The organism is Anaerolineae bacterium (assembly GCA_011176535.1).
Classification (GTDB): domain Bacteria; phylum Chloroflexota; class Anaerolineae; order Anaerolineales; family DRMV01; genus DUEP01.
Genome location: DUEP01000001.1, coordinates 1 through 15,607, shown reverse-complemented (window position 1 = coordinate 15,607; position 15,607 = coordinate 1). Strand labels below are relative to the sequence as shown.

13 protein-coding genes and 1 rRNA gene are annotated in these 15,607 nt (G+C 62.8%); 12 read left to right on the top strand and 2 right to left on the bottom strand.

Translation table 11 applies throughout. The annotated features are described in order from the left end of the window. The first annotated feature begins 56 nt into the window (after positions 1-56). Positions 57-1,625 carry a hypothetical protein gene (locus G4O04_00070; protein HEY56948.1) on the top strand — a complete coding sequence of 523 codons (1,569 nt, stop codon included), beginning with the start codon at positions 57-59 and terminating at the stop codon, positions 1,623-1,625. Positions 1,626-1,707: 82 nt separating this feature from the next. Here the strand turns inward: G4O04_00070 and G4O04_00065 are convergent, their stop codons facing one another. Then, complete coding sequence (locus G4O04_00065) at positions 1,708-2,733, bottom strand: M23 family metallopeptidase (protein ID HEY56947.1); 1,026 nt, start codon at positions 2,731-2,733, stop codon at positions 1,708-1,710. Continuing rightward, complete coding sequence (locus G4O04_00060; protein ID HEY56946.1) at positions 2,730-4,007, bottom strand: transcription termination factor Rho; 1,278 nt, start codon at positions 4,005-4,007, stop codon at positions 2,730-2,732. The genes G4O04_00065 and G4O04_00060 overlap by 4 nt, the downstream gene beginning before the upstream one ends. Before the next feature lie 182 nt (positions 4,008-4,189). On the opposite strand from G4O04_00060, the gene G4O04_00055 reads away from it, so the two are divergent. From G4O04_00055 to G4O04_00005, 11 genes are all read left to right on the top strand, one after another. Continuing rightward, positions 4,190-4,687, top strand: a complete 498-nt coding sequence (locus tag G4O04_00055; protein ID HEY56945.1) for a YbaK/EbsC family protein — start codon at positions 4,190-4,192, stop codon at positions 4,685-4,687. Positions 4,688-4,865: 178 nt separating this feature from the next. Next, positions 4,866-5,897, top strand: coding sequence for a LacI family transcriptional regulator (locus tag G4O04_00050; GenBank protein HEY56944.1), 1,032 nt, complete (start codon positions 4,866-4,868; stop codon positions 5,895-5,897). A gap of 203 nt (positions 5,898-6,100) precedes the next feature. Further along, a complete protein-coding gene (locus G4O04_00045) occupies positions 6,101-7,381 on the top strand; it encodes a carbohydrate ABC transporter substrate-binding protein (GenBank protein ID HEY56943.1) in 1,281 nt (426 codons plus the stop codon). Positions 7,382-7,445: 64 nt separating this feature from the next. Then, a complete protein-coding gene (locus tag G4O04_00040; GenBank protein ID HEY56942.1) occupies positions 7,446-8,318 on the top strand; it encodes a sugar ABC transporter permease in 873 nt (290 codons plus the stop codon). Next, a complete protein-coding gene (locus G4O04_00035; GenBank protein ID HEY56941.1) occupies positions 8,315-9,172 on the top strand; it encodes a carbohydrate ABC transporter permease in 858 nt (285 codons plus the stop codon). Before G4O04_00040 ends, G4O04_00035 begins: the two co-directional genes overlap by 4 nt. Positions 9,173-9,205: 33 nt before the next feature. Then, positions 9,206-10,867, top strand: coding sequence for a maltose alpha-D-glucosyltransferase (gene treS, locus G4O04_00030; GenBank protein HEY56940.1), 1,662 nt, complete (start codon positions 9,206-9,208; stop codon positions 10,865-10,867). 667 nt (positions 10,868-11,534) lie between these two features. Continuing rightward, on the top strand, positions 11,535-11,894 hold the full coding sequence (locus tag G4O04_00025) for a DUF1992 domain-containing protein (GenBank protein ID HEY56939.1): 360 nt from the start codon (positions 11,535-11,537) through the stop codon (positions 11,892-11,894). A gap of 96 nt (positions 11,895-11,990) precedes the next feature. Continuing rightward, on the top strand, positions 11,991-13,574 hold the full coding sequence (gene dnaX / locus G4O04_00020) for a DNA polymerase III subunit gamma/tau (protein HEY56938.1): 1,584 nt from the start codon (positions 11,991-11,993) through the stop codon (positions 13,572-13,574). After that, on the top strand, positions 13,574-13,906 hold the full coding sequence (locus G4O04_00015; GenBank protein ID HEY56937.1) for a YbaB/EbfC family nucleoid-associated protein: 333 nt from the start codon (positions 13,574-13,576) through the stop codon (positions 13,904-13,906). Before dnaX ends, G4O04_00015 begins: the two co-directional genes overlap by 1 nt. A gap of 131 nt (positions 13,907-14,037) precedes the next feature. Next, on the top strand, positions 14,038-14,646 hold the full coding sequence (recR, locus tag G4O04_00010) for a recombination protein RecR (protein ID HEY56936.1): 609 nt from the start codon (positions 14,038-14,040) through the stop codon (positions 14,644-14,646). Positions 14,647-15,026: 380 nt separating this feature from the next. Then, positions 15,027-15,607: ribosomal RNA gene (locus G4O04_00005) — 16S ribosomal RNA — on the top strand; the annotation flags it as partial.

The following is a 15,607-nucleotide window of genomic DNA, read 5'->3' as shown; positions in this document are numbered from 1 at the left end:
GGTGCTGCCGCAAGCGTTCCCTCTGCCTGACGCCTGCTCAGGGAGGGCTGATTATCTTGCTGATCCTGATAAGCGTGTTGGGGTGGGGCCGGCAGGTGGCGCTGGCCAAAGAACCTGGTCCGCGTCAGCGCACCGAAACCGTCACCGAGACGCTGTACGAATGGTGGTTGCTAGCCTGGTCCGAGCCCGACAAAATCCTTTGTCGGCTTTATATCAATCACCCCGACCGGCCTACCGGGTTGGATGTGTTGCGTTTCTGCGGGCAGGAGGCCTACGACACCTGGGTGGACACGCTGCCTTGTGAGGCGGCTCTCAGCGGGGGTGATGTGACCACTTGCGAGGGGTATTACCTATTCTTTGTTGGGCAGTCTGAGGTCACCCATCAGGTCACGCGCACTTACCCACCCCCTTGGGTGGACCTTTATCTGGAGAACTGCACCTCGGACTTCCCCCATTTTCGCTGTCTGGACCCGGTGGTGCTGCGCTTCGAGGGGGTAGAGCCGTTCCCCGATGCCGAGATCACCGAAGTCATTGTGGCCGTTTCCGGGCAATCCACCACCCATTGTCAGGGAGCGGAGTGTTTCGTTTTGCTTTCCCCAAAGCAGGCCGCCGGTGAAACCCGCTACACGGTGCGCTTTTCGGCCGTTTCGTCGTTGGGCGATGACTCCTCGCAGAATGTGGCCACCGTGCGCCTGATCCCCCAGGAGAATGGGGAGGTGCTGGTGGATATCCTGAGCGACCGCTGGCGCGACGCTGGTGTGGATTGGTGTGCCCAGGCCTGGGCCCTTCTGCCCCCAACGGAGCCTTTGCCCGAATGGCTGGATACGCCGCCTGACCCCGCCGATCTGGCGACCGATGTGCCTTACCTGTACCTGGGCGGGCGGCTGATCGCCCATGGCATCGTCGATGCTTCGTCGTGCCCCGACGGGGGCCTGTTGCCCAATGGCACGGCCAGCCCCTGCGGTATTGCGCTGGCCCAGGAAGAGGTGCTGGCCTGGCAGAATCGCTTCGATGAGAGCATCTGGCAGGCGTCCCGTGAGGTGGGGGTGCCGGCCACGCTGCTCAAGCGCATGTTCGCCCAGGAAAGCCAGTTTTGGCCCGCCGAGTTCCCCCAGCGGGTGGAGGCGGGGTTTGGGCAACTTTCCCCCCACGGGATGGACACTTTGTTGCTTTGGGAGACGGACATCGCTCAACCGTTGTGCGATGAAGTGCTGGGCGAGTGGCGTTGTGTTTACGGTTACGCCCATCTCAATCCCTATCAACGGCGTCTGCTGTACGAATCCGTGTGGGCGCAGGCGAATTTGTCCTGTTACGATTGCCCCTACGGCATTGACCTGGAGCGCAGTGAAGAGGCGGTGTTGTTGTTCGCCCACCTGGTGCGCGCCTATTGCCGCCAGATCGGCCAAACGGTGCGTAACATTACCCGCCGGACGCCGTCCTATGTCAGCGGGTACACCGACTTGTGGCGTTTCACCCTGGCCAACTACAACGGCCCTGATTGCACCTACGAGGCCCTGCTCCGCACCTGGGGCGCTAAGGAGCCTCTGGACTGGGCGCATGTGAGCCAGCGCTTCCCACAGGGGTGTGAAAGCGTGGTGAACTATGTCGAAAAGGTCGCGCCCTGATCTGAAGCGGGGGCGGAAAGAACAACGCGGCAAGGCCTCGAAGCCTTGCCGCGTTTTGTTTCGTTGAGAGCGCTCCACCATCTCAGGGTGGGGGCAACACGCTCCACGGATTGATGAAGCCGCCCATGTAGCGCACCTCGAAGTGCAGGTGGGGGCCGGAGGAGTTGCCCGTGCTGCCGCCCAGGCCGATGGTTTGCCCTTGCACTACCCCTTGACCGCAGCGGGCGAACACGCGGCTCATGTGAGCGTACAGGGTCTGGTACCCGTTGCGGTGGTCGATGAGCACCATGTACCCATAGCCCACCGTGGACCAGCCGGCGTAGGCGACCACGCCCGAATCCGCCGCGCGGATGGGTTCGCCCACCCAGGTGGCCAAATCCAGCGCCAGGTGCCAGGGCGCGTAGGGGTTGCCCACCACGCGATGGATGGAAACCGGCCAGATGAAGGTGCCCGTGCCGCCCTGTTTGCTGTACCACTCGGGACAGTAAGCCGGGCCCAGGTGGCTCAGGGCCACGCCGGCGTTCCCGTCCGGAATGACCGGGATCACCCACTGGCGGAAGGCTTTGTGCCCGCCGGGCACCATGACCCATTGCCCTGGCTTGACCTGGGGGTCGGTGAGGTCGATGCGATTGCCCAGGAAGTTGATGATGTCCTCAGGCTTGGCGTCGAACTCCTGGGCCACCTTTTCGAAGGTGTCGCCCTCTTTCCATTTGTAGAGCACCCCGTCCACCGGGGGGATTTTCAGCACCATCCCCGGTCGGAGGATATCGGGGTTGTTTTCCAGTTTGGGATTAGCCCAAAGGATGGTCTCCGGCTTGATGCCGAAGCGCTTGGCGATGCCAAACAGGGCATCGCCTTCCTGCACGGTATATTCCACCACTTCCAGGCGCGGGCGTGGGGGAATGATGGTGTACCAGGTGAGGGTGCGATGGATGCCGGTGATCGGGAGGTCGGTCAGGTAAGGCAGGGGCGGAAGGACCACCGTGGGTTCCTGATTGGAGCTCGATTGGCCTGAGGCAGCCACAGGTTTCGGCCCCATCACGGGAAGGAAAGCCGCGCTCAGCAGCACCCAGGCCATCAACCAACCAAAAAGGGTGTGGCGTTTCATAGGTCCTCCGTGAGCGTCTCCAGAAATTCCATGTTGTTGCGGGTCTTTATCAGGCGATTGAGAATGGCCTCGGTGGCCGTGGCCATATCCATCCCCGCGCCGTTGGGGGGTGGGGTGATCATTTGCTGATACATCCGGCGCATCAGCCACACGCGCTGGGTGATGTCCGGTCCCAGAAGGAGTTCCTCGCGGCGGGTGCCGGAGCGCTCGATGTCAATGGCGGGGAAGATGCGGCGTTCCTGCAACTTGCGCGAGAGGTGCAACTCCATGTTCCCCGTGCCTTTGAACTCTTCGTACACCACATCGTCCATCCGGGAACCGGTATCGATCAGGCAGGTGGCGATGATGGTCAGCGAGCCGCCATCCTCGATGTTGCGGGCCGCGCCGAAGAAGCGTTTGGGCGGGTAAAGCGCTGCGGGATCAATACCGCCGGAGAGGGTGCGCCCTGAGGGGGTGACTACCAGGTTGTAGGCCCGGGAGAGGCGAGTGATGGAATCCAGCATGATGACCACATCCCGGCCCACTTCCACCAGGCGTTTGGCCCGCTCCAACACGATTTCGGCCACCTGCACATGCGAAGTGACCGGCTCGTCGAAAGTAGAAGAAATCACCTCGGCGTCCACGGAGCGGTCCATGTCGGTCACTTCTTCGGGCCGTTCGCCGATCAGGGCGATCATCAGATGCACATCGGGATACTTGGTGGAGATGGCGTTGGCGATTTGCTTCAAAATGGTGGTCTTGCCCGCTTTGGGGGGCGAGACGATGAGCCCGCGTTGACCCCGCCCGATGGGGGCCACCAGGTTGATCAATCGGGTGGCTAATGTCCAGCGGTCCGTTTCCAGGTCAAAGCGCTCTTCGGGAAAGATGGGCACCAGGTCTTCAAAGCGTGGGCGTTTCAGAGCCTCTTCCGGGGGCAGGCCGTTGATGCTCTCGACTTTCAGCAGCCCATAGTGACGCTCGGTGTCCCTGGGTGGACGAACGACCCCGATGACCAGATCCCCCGGTCGCAGGCCAAAACGCCGGATTTGCGTGGGGGAGACGTAGACATCGTTGGGACCAGGGCGGTAGTTCTCGGCGCGGAGAAAGCCTACGCCTTCGTTCATGATTTCCAGAATGCCACCCCGGACCTCCAACCCTTCGGCGGCTGCTTCGGCCTCACGGATTTTGATGATGAGGTCTTCTTTCTTCAGCCGGTTGGCGCGGGGAATTTTGAAGTCCCGCGCGATTTGGCGTAGTTCCGCCAATGAAGCCTTTTCTAACTCGGCTATGCGCATATTTGGTTCGCTTCCGTATGATGGGGGATGGGAGTGGAGTACAATCCTAAAGGTGCCGGTTGCCAGAGGCCCCCAGCGATGCCGCATTATAGCACGCGCCGGGGGAATGTGCAAGTCTTTAGCGAGATATGTCAAGAACGAACCGGCGCCCTCCACTCTGTCGGAGGTCGAAGGAGGTGACCGTGACCGAGCAGACTTCTTTGCCGCCGGTGGCCCGCGTGTTGCAGGCGCAGGATATCCCGTTCCGGGTGTATCATCATGCACACCCCATCCGCTCGTTGGAGCAGGCGGCCAGGGAGCGCGGCCAGCGTTTGGAACAGGTGGTGCGTTCGCTGCTTTTTCGGGTGGGCGATGGCCATTTCGTGCTGGTGTTGATGCCCGGCGGTCTGCGCGTGGATTGGCCAGTGTTGCGGCGTCACCTGGGCGTCTCGCGGGTGACCACGGCCACGCCGGAGGAGGTGTTGGCGGTCACGGGTTACCCGGTGGGGGCCGTGGGGCCGCTGGGGTTGCGGCAAGCGGTGCCCATTCTGGCCGATCCCCGAGCCTTCGCCCCCGAGGAGATGTCGGTAGGCTCGGGGGAGCCGGGAGTGGCGGTCATCCTGCGCAGCGCCGACCTGCGACGCGCCTTGGGCGACCAGGTGACCCTGGTGCCTTTGGGGCAGGTGGCGCAGCGCGCTTGATAGGGGGCTTTGCGCTTGCCTTTGCCTCTGTCGTGTTGAGGAGCCCGGAACTGCGGCAAGGAGGGGGTGGGACGAACCGCTGTGCCTTGGGAATTCATGTTGACATAGGGGAGAGAAATCTGTATACTGAAATTGTCACTAACGCGCGTTAGTACCCGGCCTCGTGCCCAGGTGAGAGATGACCCCTTCGACCAAGCGCCCCACTTCTTACGATGTTGCCCGCCTGGCAGGCGTTTCGCGCACCACCGTCTCGCTGGTGTTGAACAATGTCCAGACGGTGCACATCAGTCCCGAGACGCGCCGCAAGGTCCTGGAGGCGGCGCGCAAACTTCACTATTTCCCCCACGCCTCGGCCAGACGGTTGGCTCAAGGGCGCACGGCGACCGTGGCGCTGGTCTGGCATCGCGGCCCGGATGTGAACTATCGAGACGCCTTTCTGCCGGCGTTGCTGCAAGGGCTGACCCGGGTGCTCAAGCAGCACGACTACCACCTGATTTTCCGCCCGCTGGAGCCGGACGAACCGGATGAGGTGTTCCTCGAACTGGCGCGCGGCCGCTACGCCGACGGCTTGATTCTCTCTGGACCACGGGCGGAGATGCCCTACCTAGAAGAGTTGCACCAGCAGGGATACCCCCTGGTCCTTCACGGGCAGATCCCCGGCACGGAGATCCCCTGGGTGGATGTGGACAACATTCAGGGGGCGCGTCTGGCGGTCGAGCATCTGCTTGGTTTGGGCCATCGCCGGATTGCTCTGATCACCAACGCGCCCCTGGCGTATGTGGCCAGCCAGCAGCGCCTGGAGGGCTACCGCCAGGCGCTGGCCGCGGCGGGCGTGGCTTATGACGAGACACTGGTGCGCTATGGCAACTTCGACGAACAAAGCGGTGAAGAGGCGATGCGGTCGTTGTTGGCACTGGAAGAACCTCCTACCGCGGTTTTCGTGGCCAGCGACATGGTGGCCCTGGGCGCTCTAAAGGCGATCTGGGACCGGGGGTTGCGCGTGCCCCACGACATCGCCCTGGTGGGTTTTGACGACATCACCACATCGCGTTTTACCACGCCTCCATTGACCACGGTGCATGTCCCTGCGTTGCGCCTGGGCGAGGAGGTGGGGCGCGTTTTGCTGGATGTCATCGAATTTGGCTTCACGAGTCAACCGCAGACGCTGTTGCAGACCACGCTGGTGGTCCGGGCCTCTTGTGGGGCTTAGTCTGATTAGGGAAGGAGGTGAGAGCCGCTAAAGAAAAGGCACGATGTCTCTCGGAGAGGCTTTGTCCGATGAGAACCCTGTTTGAGCCGTAGTTCGCATGTGTCAGGAGGTGTACCATGTCCCGCAATCGCCTGTTGTTCGGCGTGTTTGTTGTGTTGTTGACCTTGAGCCTGCTTCTCACGGCCTGTGCGCCGAAGACCGTCATGGTGCCGGTGGAAAAGACGGTGGAGGTGAAAGTCACCGTGCCTGTCAAGGAGACCGTGGAGGTCACCGTAGAAGTGCCGGCCCCCAAGGGCGCCATCACTGTCATGGGGGTGTGGGGCGGTGACGAGCGGGTGGCCTTTCAGGATGCTGTCGCGCCCTTCACCAAGGAGACGGGGATTGGCGTGGCCTTTGAGGGCACCCGCGACCTGGCCGCCGTGCTGACCACCCGGGTCGAGGCCGGCAACCCACCCGACATTGCCATTCTGCCCAACCCCGGTCAGTTGTACGAATTGGCCAAGGCCGGCCATCTGGTTCCGCTGGATTCCTTCATGGATGTGGAGAAGATCAAGGCCGATTACGGCCAGTCCTGGGTGGACCTGGCCAGTTACGACGGCCATTTGTACGGTATTTTCTACAAGGTGGCCATCAAGAGCCTGGTCTGGTACAACCCCAAGGCCTTCGCGGCCAAAGGGTATCAGGTACCCAAGACCTGGGACGAGATGATGGCCCTGACGGATCAGATCGTGGCCGATGGCGGTACGCCCTGGTGCATCGGTTTGGAGAGCGGTCCGGCCAGCGGCTGGCCGGGCACGGATTGGATCGAGGACATCATGCTGCGCACCGCCGGGCCTGAAGTTTACGACCAGTGGGTGCGTCATGAAATCCCCTGGACCGACCCGGCGGTGAAGCAGGCCTGGGAATTCTTTGGCCAGATTGCCCGCAACGACAAGTATGTGTGGGGCGGCGTGCAGGGCGTGCTCAACACCAACTTTGGCGATTCGCCGCAACCCTTGTTCGACGATCCCCCGGGCTGCTACATGCACCGCCAGGCTTCGTTCATCACCGGCTTCTTCCCCAAGGGCCTCAAAGCGGGTGAGGACTACGATTTCTTCACCTTCCCGCCCATCGATGAGCAGTGGGGCACCCCGGCGCTTATCGCGGGGGATGTCATCGTGATGTTCAACGATACGCCGGAAGTGCGCCAGTTCGTGCAGCACCTGGCCAGCGCCAAGCCGCAGGAAATCTGGGCGGCCAGTGGCGGCTTCATCTCGGCCAACAAACAGGTCAACCTGGATGTCTATCCGGACGATCTGACGCGCAAGATGGCGCAGGCCATCGTCAGCGCGCAGGTGGCCCGTTTCGACGGTTCGGACCTGATGCCGGCGGCGGTGGGGGCCGGTTCCTTCTGGACCGGGGTGCTGGACTATGTGAGCGGCACGGACCTGGACACCGTGCTGGCAGACATCGAAGCCTCGGCTCAGGACGCCTACGGCAAATAGTCGCGCCGACGGGTGAGGAGGGCGGCCTGTTCAAGGCCGCCCTCTTTTTCGCGGGAGGAAAGCCATGCGCTCCAGTCGCCCATGGACGCCCTGGTTGTATCTCAGCCCGGCTTTGCTCATCCTGGCCGCCTATCTGGTCTATCCCACCTTGGCCACGCTGTACTACAGTTTTTTCGACGCGCGGGTAGAACATTTCGTAGGGCTGAAGAACTACCAGTGGATTTTCACTTCCAAGGCCATGCACACCGCATTCCGCAACAACCTGTTGTGGATTGTGGTTTTCACCAGTCTGACCGTCTTTCTGGGGCTGATTCTGGCGGTGATGGCGGATCGGGTGCGTTATGAGGCCGTCGTCAAATCGGCCATTTTCCTGCCCATGGCCATTTCCTTTGTGGGGGCGGGGGTCATCTGGCTGTTCGTCTATGCCTATCGCCCGGCCGACGCGCCTCAAATCGGTGTGTTGAACGCCATTCGGGTGGCCTGGTTCCATCAGCCGCCCGTCGGCTGGCTGACCACCCGGCCGATCAACAACTTTGCCCTCATCGCCGTCGGGGTGTGGATTTGGACGGGGTTCAACATGGTCATCCTGTCGGCGGCTTACAAGAGTATCCCTAAGGAGCTGCTGGAGGCCGCCCGGGTAGACGGGGCTACGGAGTGGCACATCTTCTGGAAGATCATCCTTCCCCTGATGAAACCCACGCTGGCCGTAGTCGCCACCACGATGATCATCAATGTGCTCAAAGTGTTCGACATCGTGTATGTGATGACCAACGGCAACTACGGCACCGAGGTGATCGCTAACCGGATGTACAAGGAGATGTTCCATTTCCGCCACTTCGGACGGGCCAGCGCCATCGCCGTAGTGCTTCTTCTGGCTATCGTGCCGGTGATGCTGGTCAACATCCGACGGTTCCAGGAACAGGAGGCCATCCGATGAGCCAGGTCAGGGCACGACTTTCCCGGGTGCCGTTGCACCTTGTGCTGGTGCTGGCGGGCCTGGTGTGGATGACGCCCACGATAGGCCTGCTGATCAGTTCCTTGCGCCCAGCCGACGCGGTCATGCGCACTGGCTGGTGGACTGTCTTCGTGCATCCGTTGGAGTTCACCCAATACACCCTGCAAAACTATCGGGAGATTCTCACCGCCCAGGGCATGGGCCGGGCGTTTCTCAACAGCCTGATCATCACGGTGCCTTCTACGCTGCTGCCCATTGCGGTTGCCGCCTTTGCGGCTTACGCCTTCGCCTGGATGGAGTTCCGTGGTCGGCAGGCCCTGTTTGCCATCGTGGTGGGGTTGATGGTGGTGCCTCTCCAGATGACCCTAATCCCTCTGCTGCGGGTGTACAACCGGTTGGGCCTGTCCGGGACCTATCTGGGCATCTGGCTGGCCCACACCGGCTATGGCCTGCCTTTCGCCATCTATCTTTTGCGCAATTTTTTCGGAGCGCTCCCCAGGGACTTGTTGGAATCGGCTTATCTGGACGGGGCTTCGGAGTTCACGGCTTTCGTGCGCCTGGTTTTGCCCCTCTCGGTGCCCGCCCTGGCCTCGCTGGCCATCTTTCAATTTCTGTGGGTGTGGAACGACCTGCTGGTGGCCCTCATCTATCTGGGAGGTACCGAGGAGGTCGCCCCGTTGACGCTGAAGTTGAGCAGCCTCATTAACTCGCTGGGGCAGAACTGGCACCTGTTGACCGCGGCGGCCTTTGTCACCATGGCCCTGCCCCTGGTGGTTTTCCTCTCCTTGCAGCGCTATTTTGTGCGTGGTATCCTTGCGGGGTCGGTCAAAGGCTGATTTCACGCACGCAGACCTTGCAGGGAGAAAAGCATGAGCTCAACGCCCCCTCGAGAACACCCCTGGTACAAGAACGCCGTGTGCTACGAACTCTATGTGCGGGCGTTTTTCGACAGCAATCGGGATGGTCATGGGGATTTGCGCGGCCTGACCGCTAAACTGGATTATTTGCAGTGGTTGGGGGTGGATTGTATCTGGTTGTTGCCCATTTACCCTTCGCCGCTTCGGGACGATGGGTATGATGTGGCGGACTACTATGGGATTCACCCCGATTACGGGACCTTGGAGGACTTCCGTGAACTGCTGGCCGAGGCCCACGCCCGGAATCTGCGCATCATCGTGGATTTGGTGTTGAATCACACCTCGGATCAGCACCCCTGGTTCCAGGAGGCGCGGCGCAATCCCCATTCCCCTTACCATGATTATTACGTGTGGAGCGACACGGGCCAGAAATACTCACAGGCGCGGATCATCTTTCTGGATTCGGAGACCTCCAACTGGACCTGGGACCCGGTGGCGAAGAAGTACTACTGGCACCGGTTTTATCGCTGGCAGCCCGACTTGAACTACGACAATCCGGCGGTGCAGGAGGAAATGCTGCGCGTGGTGCATTACTGGCTGGCCATGGGGGTGGACGGCTTTCGCGTGGACGCCGTACCTTATCTGTTTGAGCGCGAGGGGACCAATTGCGAGAATCTCCCCGAAACGCACGCTTTCCTCAAGCGCTTGCGGCGTTATGTGGATGAGCATTTTCCCGGGCGGGTGTTGCTGTGCGAGGCGAACCAGTGGCCCCAGGATGTGCGGGCGTATTTCGGCGGTGATCCGCACGATCCCTCGGTGCCCGGCGATGAGTTCCACATGGCCTTTCACTTCCCGGTGATGCCGCGCATCTTCATGGCGCTGAAGCAGGAGCGGCGCGATGCCCTGGTGCGCATCCTGGAAGCCACACCGCCCATCCCAGAGGATTGCCAGTGGTGCACCTTCCTCCGCAATCACGACGAGTTGTCGTTGGAGATGGTCACCGAAGCGGAGCGGGCGTGGATGTGGGAGCAGTATGCGCCTCATCCCCGGATGCGGCTCAATCTGGGCATCCGCCGGCGGCTGGCGCCTCTGCTGGACGGCGACGAACGCAAAATTCGGCTGGCTTACTCTTTGCTCTTCACCCTGCCGGGGACGCCGTTCCTCTACTATGGCGACGAGATTGGCATGGGGGACAATATCTGGCTGCCCGACCGCAACGGCGTGCGCACGCCCATGCAATGGACCGACGAATCGCCCAACGCGGGGTTCACCGCCCCGGATGTGCGGCCCTACCTCCCGGTGATCGACGACCCGCAGTACGGGTATCGAAAGGTGAATGTGCGGGCCCAGCGGCGGGATCCGGGTTCGTTGCTGCAGAGCGTGCGTCGGATGATCCAGATGCGCAAAGCCCACCCGGTTTTGGGCTATGGTCGGCTGCGCTGGGTGGACCTGGACGCCCCTCAGGTGGCGGCGTATTTTCGTGAGGACCCGCACCATCCTCAGGAGGCGCCAATACTGGTGCTCAACAATCTGAGCCGCGCCCCACAGAGGGTGTCGTTGCCCAAAGGGGTGTATCACCCGATTGCGCCTGAACTTGCGAGGCCTTCGCAGCCCGTGGGGCAAAGCGTGACCTTGCCCCCGTATGGATTCCTTTGGCTCGTGCGGCGTGTTTGAGAGCAGGGGAGGGAACATGCGCCACTGGAGACGGGTGGGGTTTTACCTCCTGTTCAATGCCTGGTGTCGGCCGGGGCAACCTGGGCGGCGTTGAGCCTGTGGGCGCGCACGCATCCCAGTCCCTACGCGCCGAAGGCGACGAACGGCCTGGGGGTCTTGTCGCCCGTGCCATCGGAGACCGAAGGCGCAGTGGTTGGCCCGCCGATCGCGCCGCCTCCCCAAAACATTGCGGCGGGCAATCCCCAGGCGCTGAAAGTGGCCGATGTGCAGGGCGCCGGTTACCTGGAGGAGGAACGGGTGCTTCTGCGTTGTCGTGGCCCGGACGTGTTGGCACTCGACGGCTGGCGGATGGGCGATGGCCGGGGGCATGTGTTCGTCTTCCCTGCGTTGCGGTTGCAGTCTGGCGGCACGGTGTGGGTGTGGACCAAATCGGGCGGGCCGGACACGGCCGTGGAGTTGTTTTGGGGCTCTCTCAGGCGGTGTGGCCTCCGGGGACGTAACTCACTTTGCGCGACGCCACGGGCCGGGTGGTCTGACCTATACGGTGTCGTGCGCCTGGCGCCCTTTCTCCCCGCCAGCCCCATGCCCAGGCGAAGTGCGGTAAACTATAAACGCGCTGTGAACCGTTCAAGGGCGTCCCCAACGAAGCGCGAAGGCAGGTGGTCCGATGTCGTGGTGGCAACGGTTGGCCGAAGAGCGCATCCGGCAGGCGCAGGCCGAAGGGGCTTTTGACGACCTGCCCGTGGGCGTGCCTTTGCCCGAGGACGATTTTCCTCCCGGCCTACCCGACGAGTGGCGCCTGGCGTGGAAAGTGCTGCGCAACAACGACCTGGTGCCCTCCTGGCTCGCCAAGCGCCGGGCCTTGCAGGCGGATGTCGCGGCCTGGCGTGAGGCGCTAAACCGCGCGACCGGGCAGGACCTGCCCCGCCTGCGCCGCGAGATGGAGGCCCTCAACCGCCGCATCCGCGACTATAATTTGGAAGCGCCTCATCCCGTCTGGCAACTGTTGCCCCTGCGCTGGCCCTGACCTCAAGCCCTCGCATGGGCCTCAGGGCATCCCGGCACAGGGCATCCGGGCATCCCGACCCATCTGACACCTGACCACTCCCCGACCGAGGTTCCCATGACCCAAGCCCTCTACCGCAAGTGGCGCCCGCGCACCTGGGATCAGGTGGTGGGCCAGGAGCATGTGATTCGCACACTGCGCAATGCTGTGGCCCATAGCAAGGTGGCCCATGCCTACCTTTTTGCCGGGCCGCGGGGCACGGGCAAGACGACCACCGCCCGCCTGCTGGCCAAGGCGGTCAATTGCCTGCACCCCGACCCGGCAGGCCGCCCCTGCGATGCCTGCGACCACTGTCAGGCGGTCAACGAAGGTCGCTTCATGGACTTGGTCGAAATCGACGCCGCCTCCAACACCAGCGTGGACGATGTTCGCGACCTACGCGACAAAATCCACTTCGCCCCTTCGCAGGGTCGCTACAAGGTGTACATCATCGACGAGGTACACATGCTCTCCACCGCGGCCTTCAACGCCCTGCTGAAGACCCTGGAAGAGCCGCCTGAACATGCCATCTTCGTTCTGGCCACCACCGAAGTGCACAAAATCCCGGCCACGGTGCTCTCGCGTTGTCAGAGGTACGAGTTTCGTCGCCTGCCGGTGGCTGACATTGTGGCTTATTTGCAACGCATTGTGGAAGCTGAGGAAATCGAAGTCGAGAATGGCGCGCTGACCCTGATCGCCCGTCAGGCTACGGGCAGCCTGCGCGATGCCATCTCGCTGCTCGACCAGTTGGCCTCCGGCGAGGGGTTGGTGACCCTGGCTCGTGCGCAGGAGGTGTTGGGGGTGAGCACCCACGAAGCCGTGTTGCGGTTGGTGGATGCGGTGGTGGCGCGAGACGCGGCCCAGGCCATGGCCCAGTTGCGCCAGGTGCTGGACGGCGGCGCCGACCCCCGGCAGTTTGCCCGCCAGGTGGTGGGGTACCTGCGCCAGGTGCTGCAGGTGCAGGTGGGCAATGCCGATCAGGTGGACGCGCCGGCCGAAACGAGGGCCAAAATGGCCGAGCACGCCCGGGCCCTGCCCGGCCACGCTTTGTTGTGCCTGATTCGCCTGTACAACCGCGCGGTCAGCGAGATGCGCGCGTCCTGGGACCCGGCCTTGCCTTTGGAAGTGGTCACCGCCGAGGCGGTACTCCCCCCGGAGGAGGTCGCCTCCCCAAAAGGCGCTCCCCCGCCCGCCGCTGAGGGGGCGGGCGGGACCTCTCAGGGGGGATCTGAACCCCGGGGAGGGCGTGCCGTCCCGGGAGATGAGGCCCCACTCCCGGCGTCGGCGGCCATGTCCCCTTCGAAAGAGGAAGCCCCTCAGGTGCGGCAGGTCTGGCCGCAGGTCCTGCAACGGATTCGGCAGCAGTCCCCCGAGGTGGCCGGCCTGCTGGCCGAGGCGCGGGTGTTGGCCGTTCAGGGCGGTCTGGTGACCATCGGCGTGCAGGGTGGGTTTCGTAAGCAGAAATTGAGCGAGCCGCAGCGCAAGACGATGGTGGAGCAAGGCCTGGCGGCGGTGGTGGGCCGCGCCTTGCAGGTGCGGTTCAAGGTTCTGGGGGGCGCGGGCCATGATTACGACGCCTTGCTCGAAGGGAGCCTGGCCCGCTTCGCGGTAGAATTAGGCGGCAAGGTGGTGCAACACCAATCCCTGAAAAGGAGGAAATGATGGCGAAATATCGTCCCCCGCGGGGGGGAAGGCAGAACCCCCTGGCCATGCTGCAGCAGTTGCAACAGCAGTTGGAAGAGGCGCAGGCCAAACTGGCCGAGGAGGAGGTGACCGGCACGGCGGGCGGCGGCGCGGTGCGGGTGACGCTCAAAGGCGACCATCGTTGCGTGGCCGTGGAAATCGACCCTGAATTATTGAGCGAAGGCGACGCTGAGATGCTGCAGGATATGCTGGTCAGCGCCTTCAACAACGCCCTGGAAGCGGCCAACAAGTTGAGCGAAGAACGGTTGGGTGGGCTGACCCAGGGGCTGAGCGGCTTGTTGCCCTTTTGAGGCGGCGGGCGGCGCAGGGTAAACGCCCGCTTTGTCCACCACCCGGTCGTCGGTGGTGGCAGGTAGGAAGATGGCCCCACCGTGCCCCTTGAGAGGGGAAGGCTTGAACCCGATACGCTGCTGAGGTGCCCATGTTGTTACCCGAGCCCATTCAACGCTTGATGGATGCCTTTGCCCGCCTGCCGGGCATTGGCCCCAAGACGGCTTCGCGGCTGACCTTTTTCCTGTTGCGCGAATCCTCGGCCGAGGTGCGGCAGGCGCTGCTTGAAGCGCTGGAAGGTTTGCAGCAGGGGGTGGCGTACTGCCAGGAGTGCTTCAACATCACCGAGCCGGGGGAAACCCGATGCCCGATTTGCCGGGATGAGAGCCGCGATGCGGGGTTGATTTGTGTGGTCGAAGAGCCGCTGGATGTGCTGGCCATCGAACGGGCCGGGGTGTACCAGGGGCGCTACCATGTGCTGCACGGCGTGCTTTCCCCCATCGAGGGCGTGGGCCCGGAGGAATTGCGCATCGCCGAGTTGGTGGAGCGGGTGGCCCGTGGAGGGGTGCAGGAGGTCATCCTGGCCACCAATCCCAGCCTGGAGGGGGATGCCACGGCGCTGTACATTCGGGACCGGCTGAAGCCTTATGGGGTGCGGGTGACGCGCCTGGCGCGGGGGCTGCCCAGCGGCGGAGATGTGGAATACGCGGACCAGAACACCTTGCGAGGCGCGCTGGCCGGTCGGCAGGAGATGGCGTGAAGGCGAAGCAGGCCAATTTCGGCGAAAATCCTTGACATCCAGGCAAAAGGGCGTATAATTCGGCGCGTCACTATGACGGACGAACTCGCCCGCGAGAGCGGGAAGTTCCCTAACAACTGAAGAGGCGCTGAGCGCCAGAGACCAGGGTCTGCGGGCCTGCTCGGTCTGGCGGCCGATGTCGGAAAAAGAGGCATCGGTGGATTTGTGTCCTCTAAACCCTTGACAGGGTGAGGCTCGGCGAGTAGAATAGGTCTTGCCAAGTGAGTCGAGCACCTTGACAACTGAAGAGTGGTAGGAAGTGCGAAAGCCAGTTCCGGAAAGAGTTTAACCAGGAAGACTCTCAGAGAGCCTAAACGCCGAAAGGCGCCTAAGCCTCTTGCGGAGAGTTTGATCCTGGCTCAGGGTGAACGCTAGCGGTGCGCCTAACACATGCAAGTCGAGCGAGGAGGACAGCGAGTAGCAATACTTGCTGGGCTCCTAGCGGCGAACGGGCGAGTAACGCGTGGATGACCTGCCCCGAAGAGGGGGATAACAGGCCGAAAGGCCTGCTAATACCCCATGTGCTCAGGAGGGTTAGAGGCCTCCTGAGTAAAGGGTTCCGGTTCCCGAAAGGGGTCGGCGCCGCTTCGGGAGGGGTCCGCGTCCCATCAGGTGGTTGGTAGGGTAACGGCCTACCAAGCCGATGACGGGTAGGGGGCCTGAGAGGGTGGCCCCCCGCACTGGCACTGAGACACGGGCCAGACACCTACGGGTGGCAGCAGTGGGGAATCTTGGGCAATGGGCGAAAGCCTGACCCAGCGACACCGCGTGCGGGATGAAGGCCTTCGGGTCGTAAACCGCTTTTCGGGGGGATGAGGAAGGACAGTACCCCCGGAATAAGTCTCGGCTAACTACGTGCCAGCAGCCGCGGTAACACGTAGGAGGCGAGCGTTACCCGGATTTACTGGGCGTAAAGCGCGCG

What these genes read in the sequence shown, in the direction of transcription:
- G4O04_00065 (HEY56947.1), bottom strand. Translation starts at nt 2,733, where the DNA reads ATGAAACGCCACACCCTTTTTGGTTGGTTGATGGCCTGGGTGCTGCTG.
- G4O04_00060 (HEY56946.1), bottom strand. Translation starts at nt 4,007, where the DNA reads ATGCGCATAGCCGAGTTAGAAAAGGCTTCATTGGCGGAACTACGCCAA.
- G4O04_00050 (HEY56944.1), top strand. Translation starts at nt 4,866, where the DNA reads ATGACCCCTTCGACCAAGCGCCCCACTTCTTACGATGTTGCCCGCCTG.
- G4O04_00045 (HEY56943.1), top strand. Translation starts at nt 6,101, where the DNA reads ATGGTGCCGGTGGAAAAGACGGTGGAGGTGAAAGTCACCGTGCCTGTC.
- G4O04_00040 (HEY56942.1), top strand. Translation starts at nt 7,446, where the DNA reads ATGCGCTCCAGTCGCCCATGGACGCCCTGGTTGTATCTCAGCCCGGCT.
- G4O04_00035 (HEY56941.1), top strand. Translation starts at nt 8,315, where the DNA reads ATGAGCCAGGTCAGGGCACGACTTTCCCGGGTGCCGTTGCACCTTGTG.
- treS (HEY56940.1), top strand. Translation starts at nt 9,206, where the DNA reads ATGAGCTCAACGCCCCCTCGAGAACACCCCTGGTACAAGAACGCCGTG.
- G4O04_00025 (HEY56939.1), top strand. Translation starts at nt 11,535, where the DNA reads ATGTCGTGGTGGCAACGGTTGGCCGAAGAGCGCATCCGGCAGGCGCAG.
- dnaX (HEY56938.1), top strand. Translation starts at nt 11,991, where the DNA reads ATGACCCAAGCCCTCTACCGCAAGTGGCGCCCGCGCACCTGGGATCAG.
- G4O04_00015 (HEY56937.1), top strand. Translation starts at nt 13,574, where the DNA reads ATGGCGAAATATCGTCCCCCGCGGGGGGGAAGGCAGAACCCCCTGGCC.
- recR (HEY56936.1), top strand. Translation starts at nt 14,038, where the DNA reads ATGTTGTTACCCGAGCCCATTCAACGCTTGATGGATGCCTTTGCCCGC.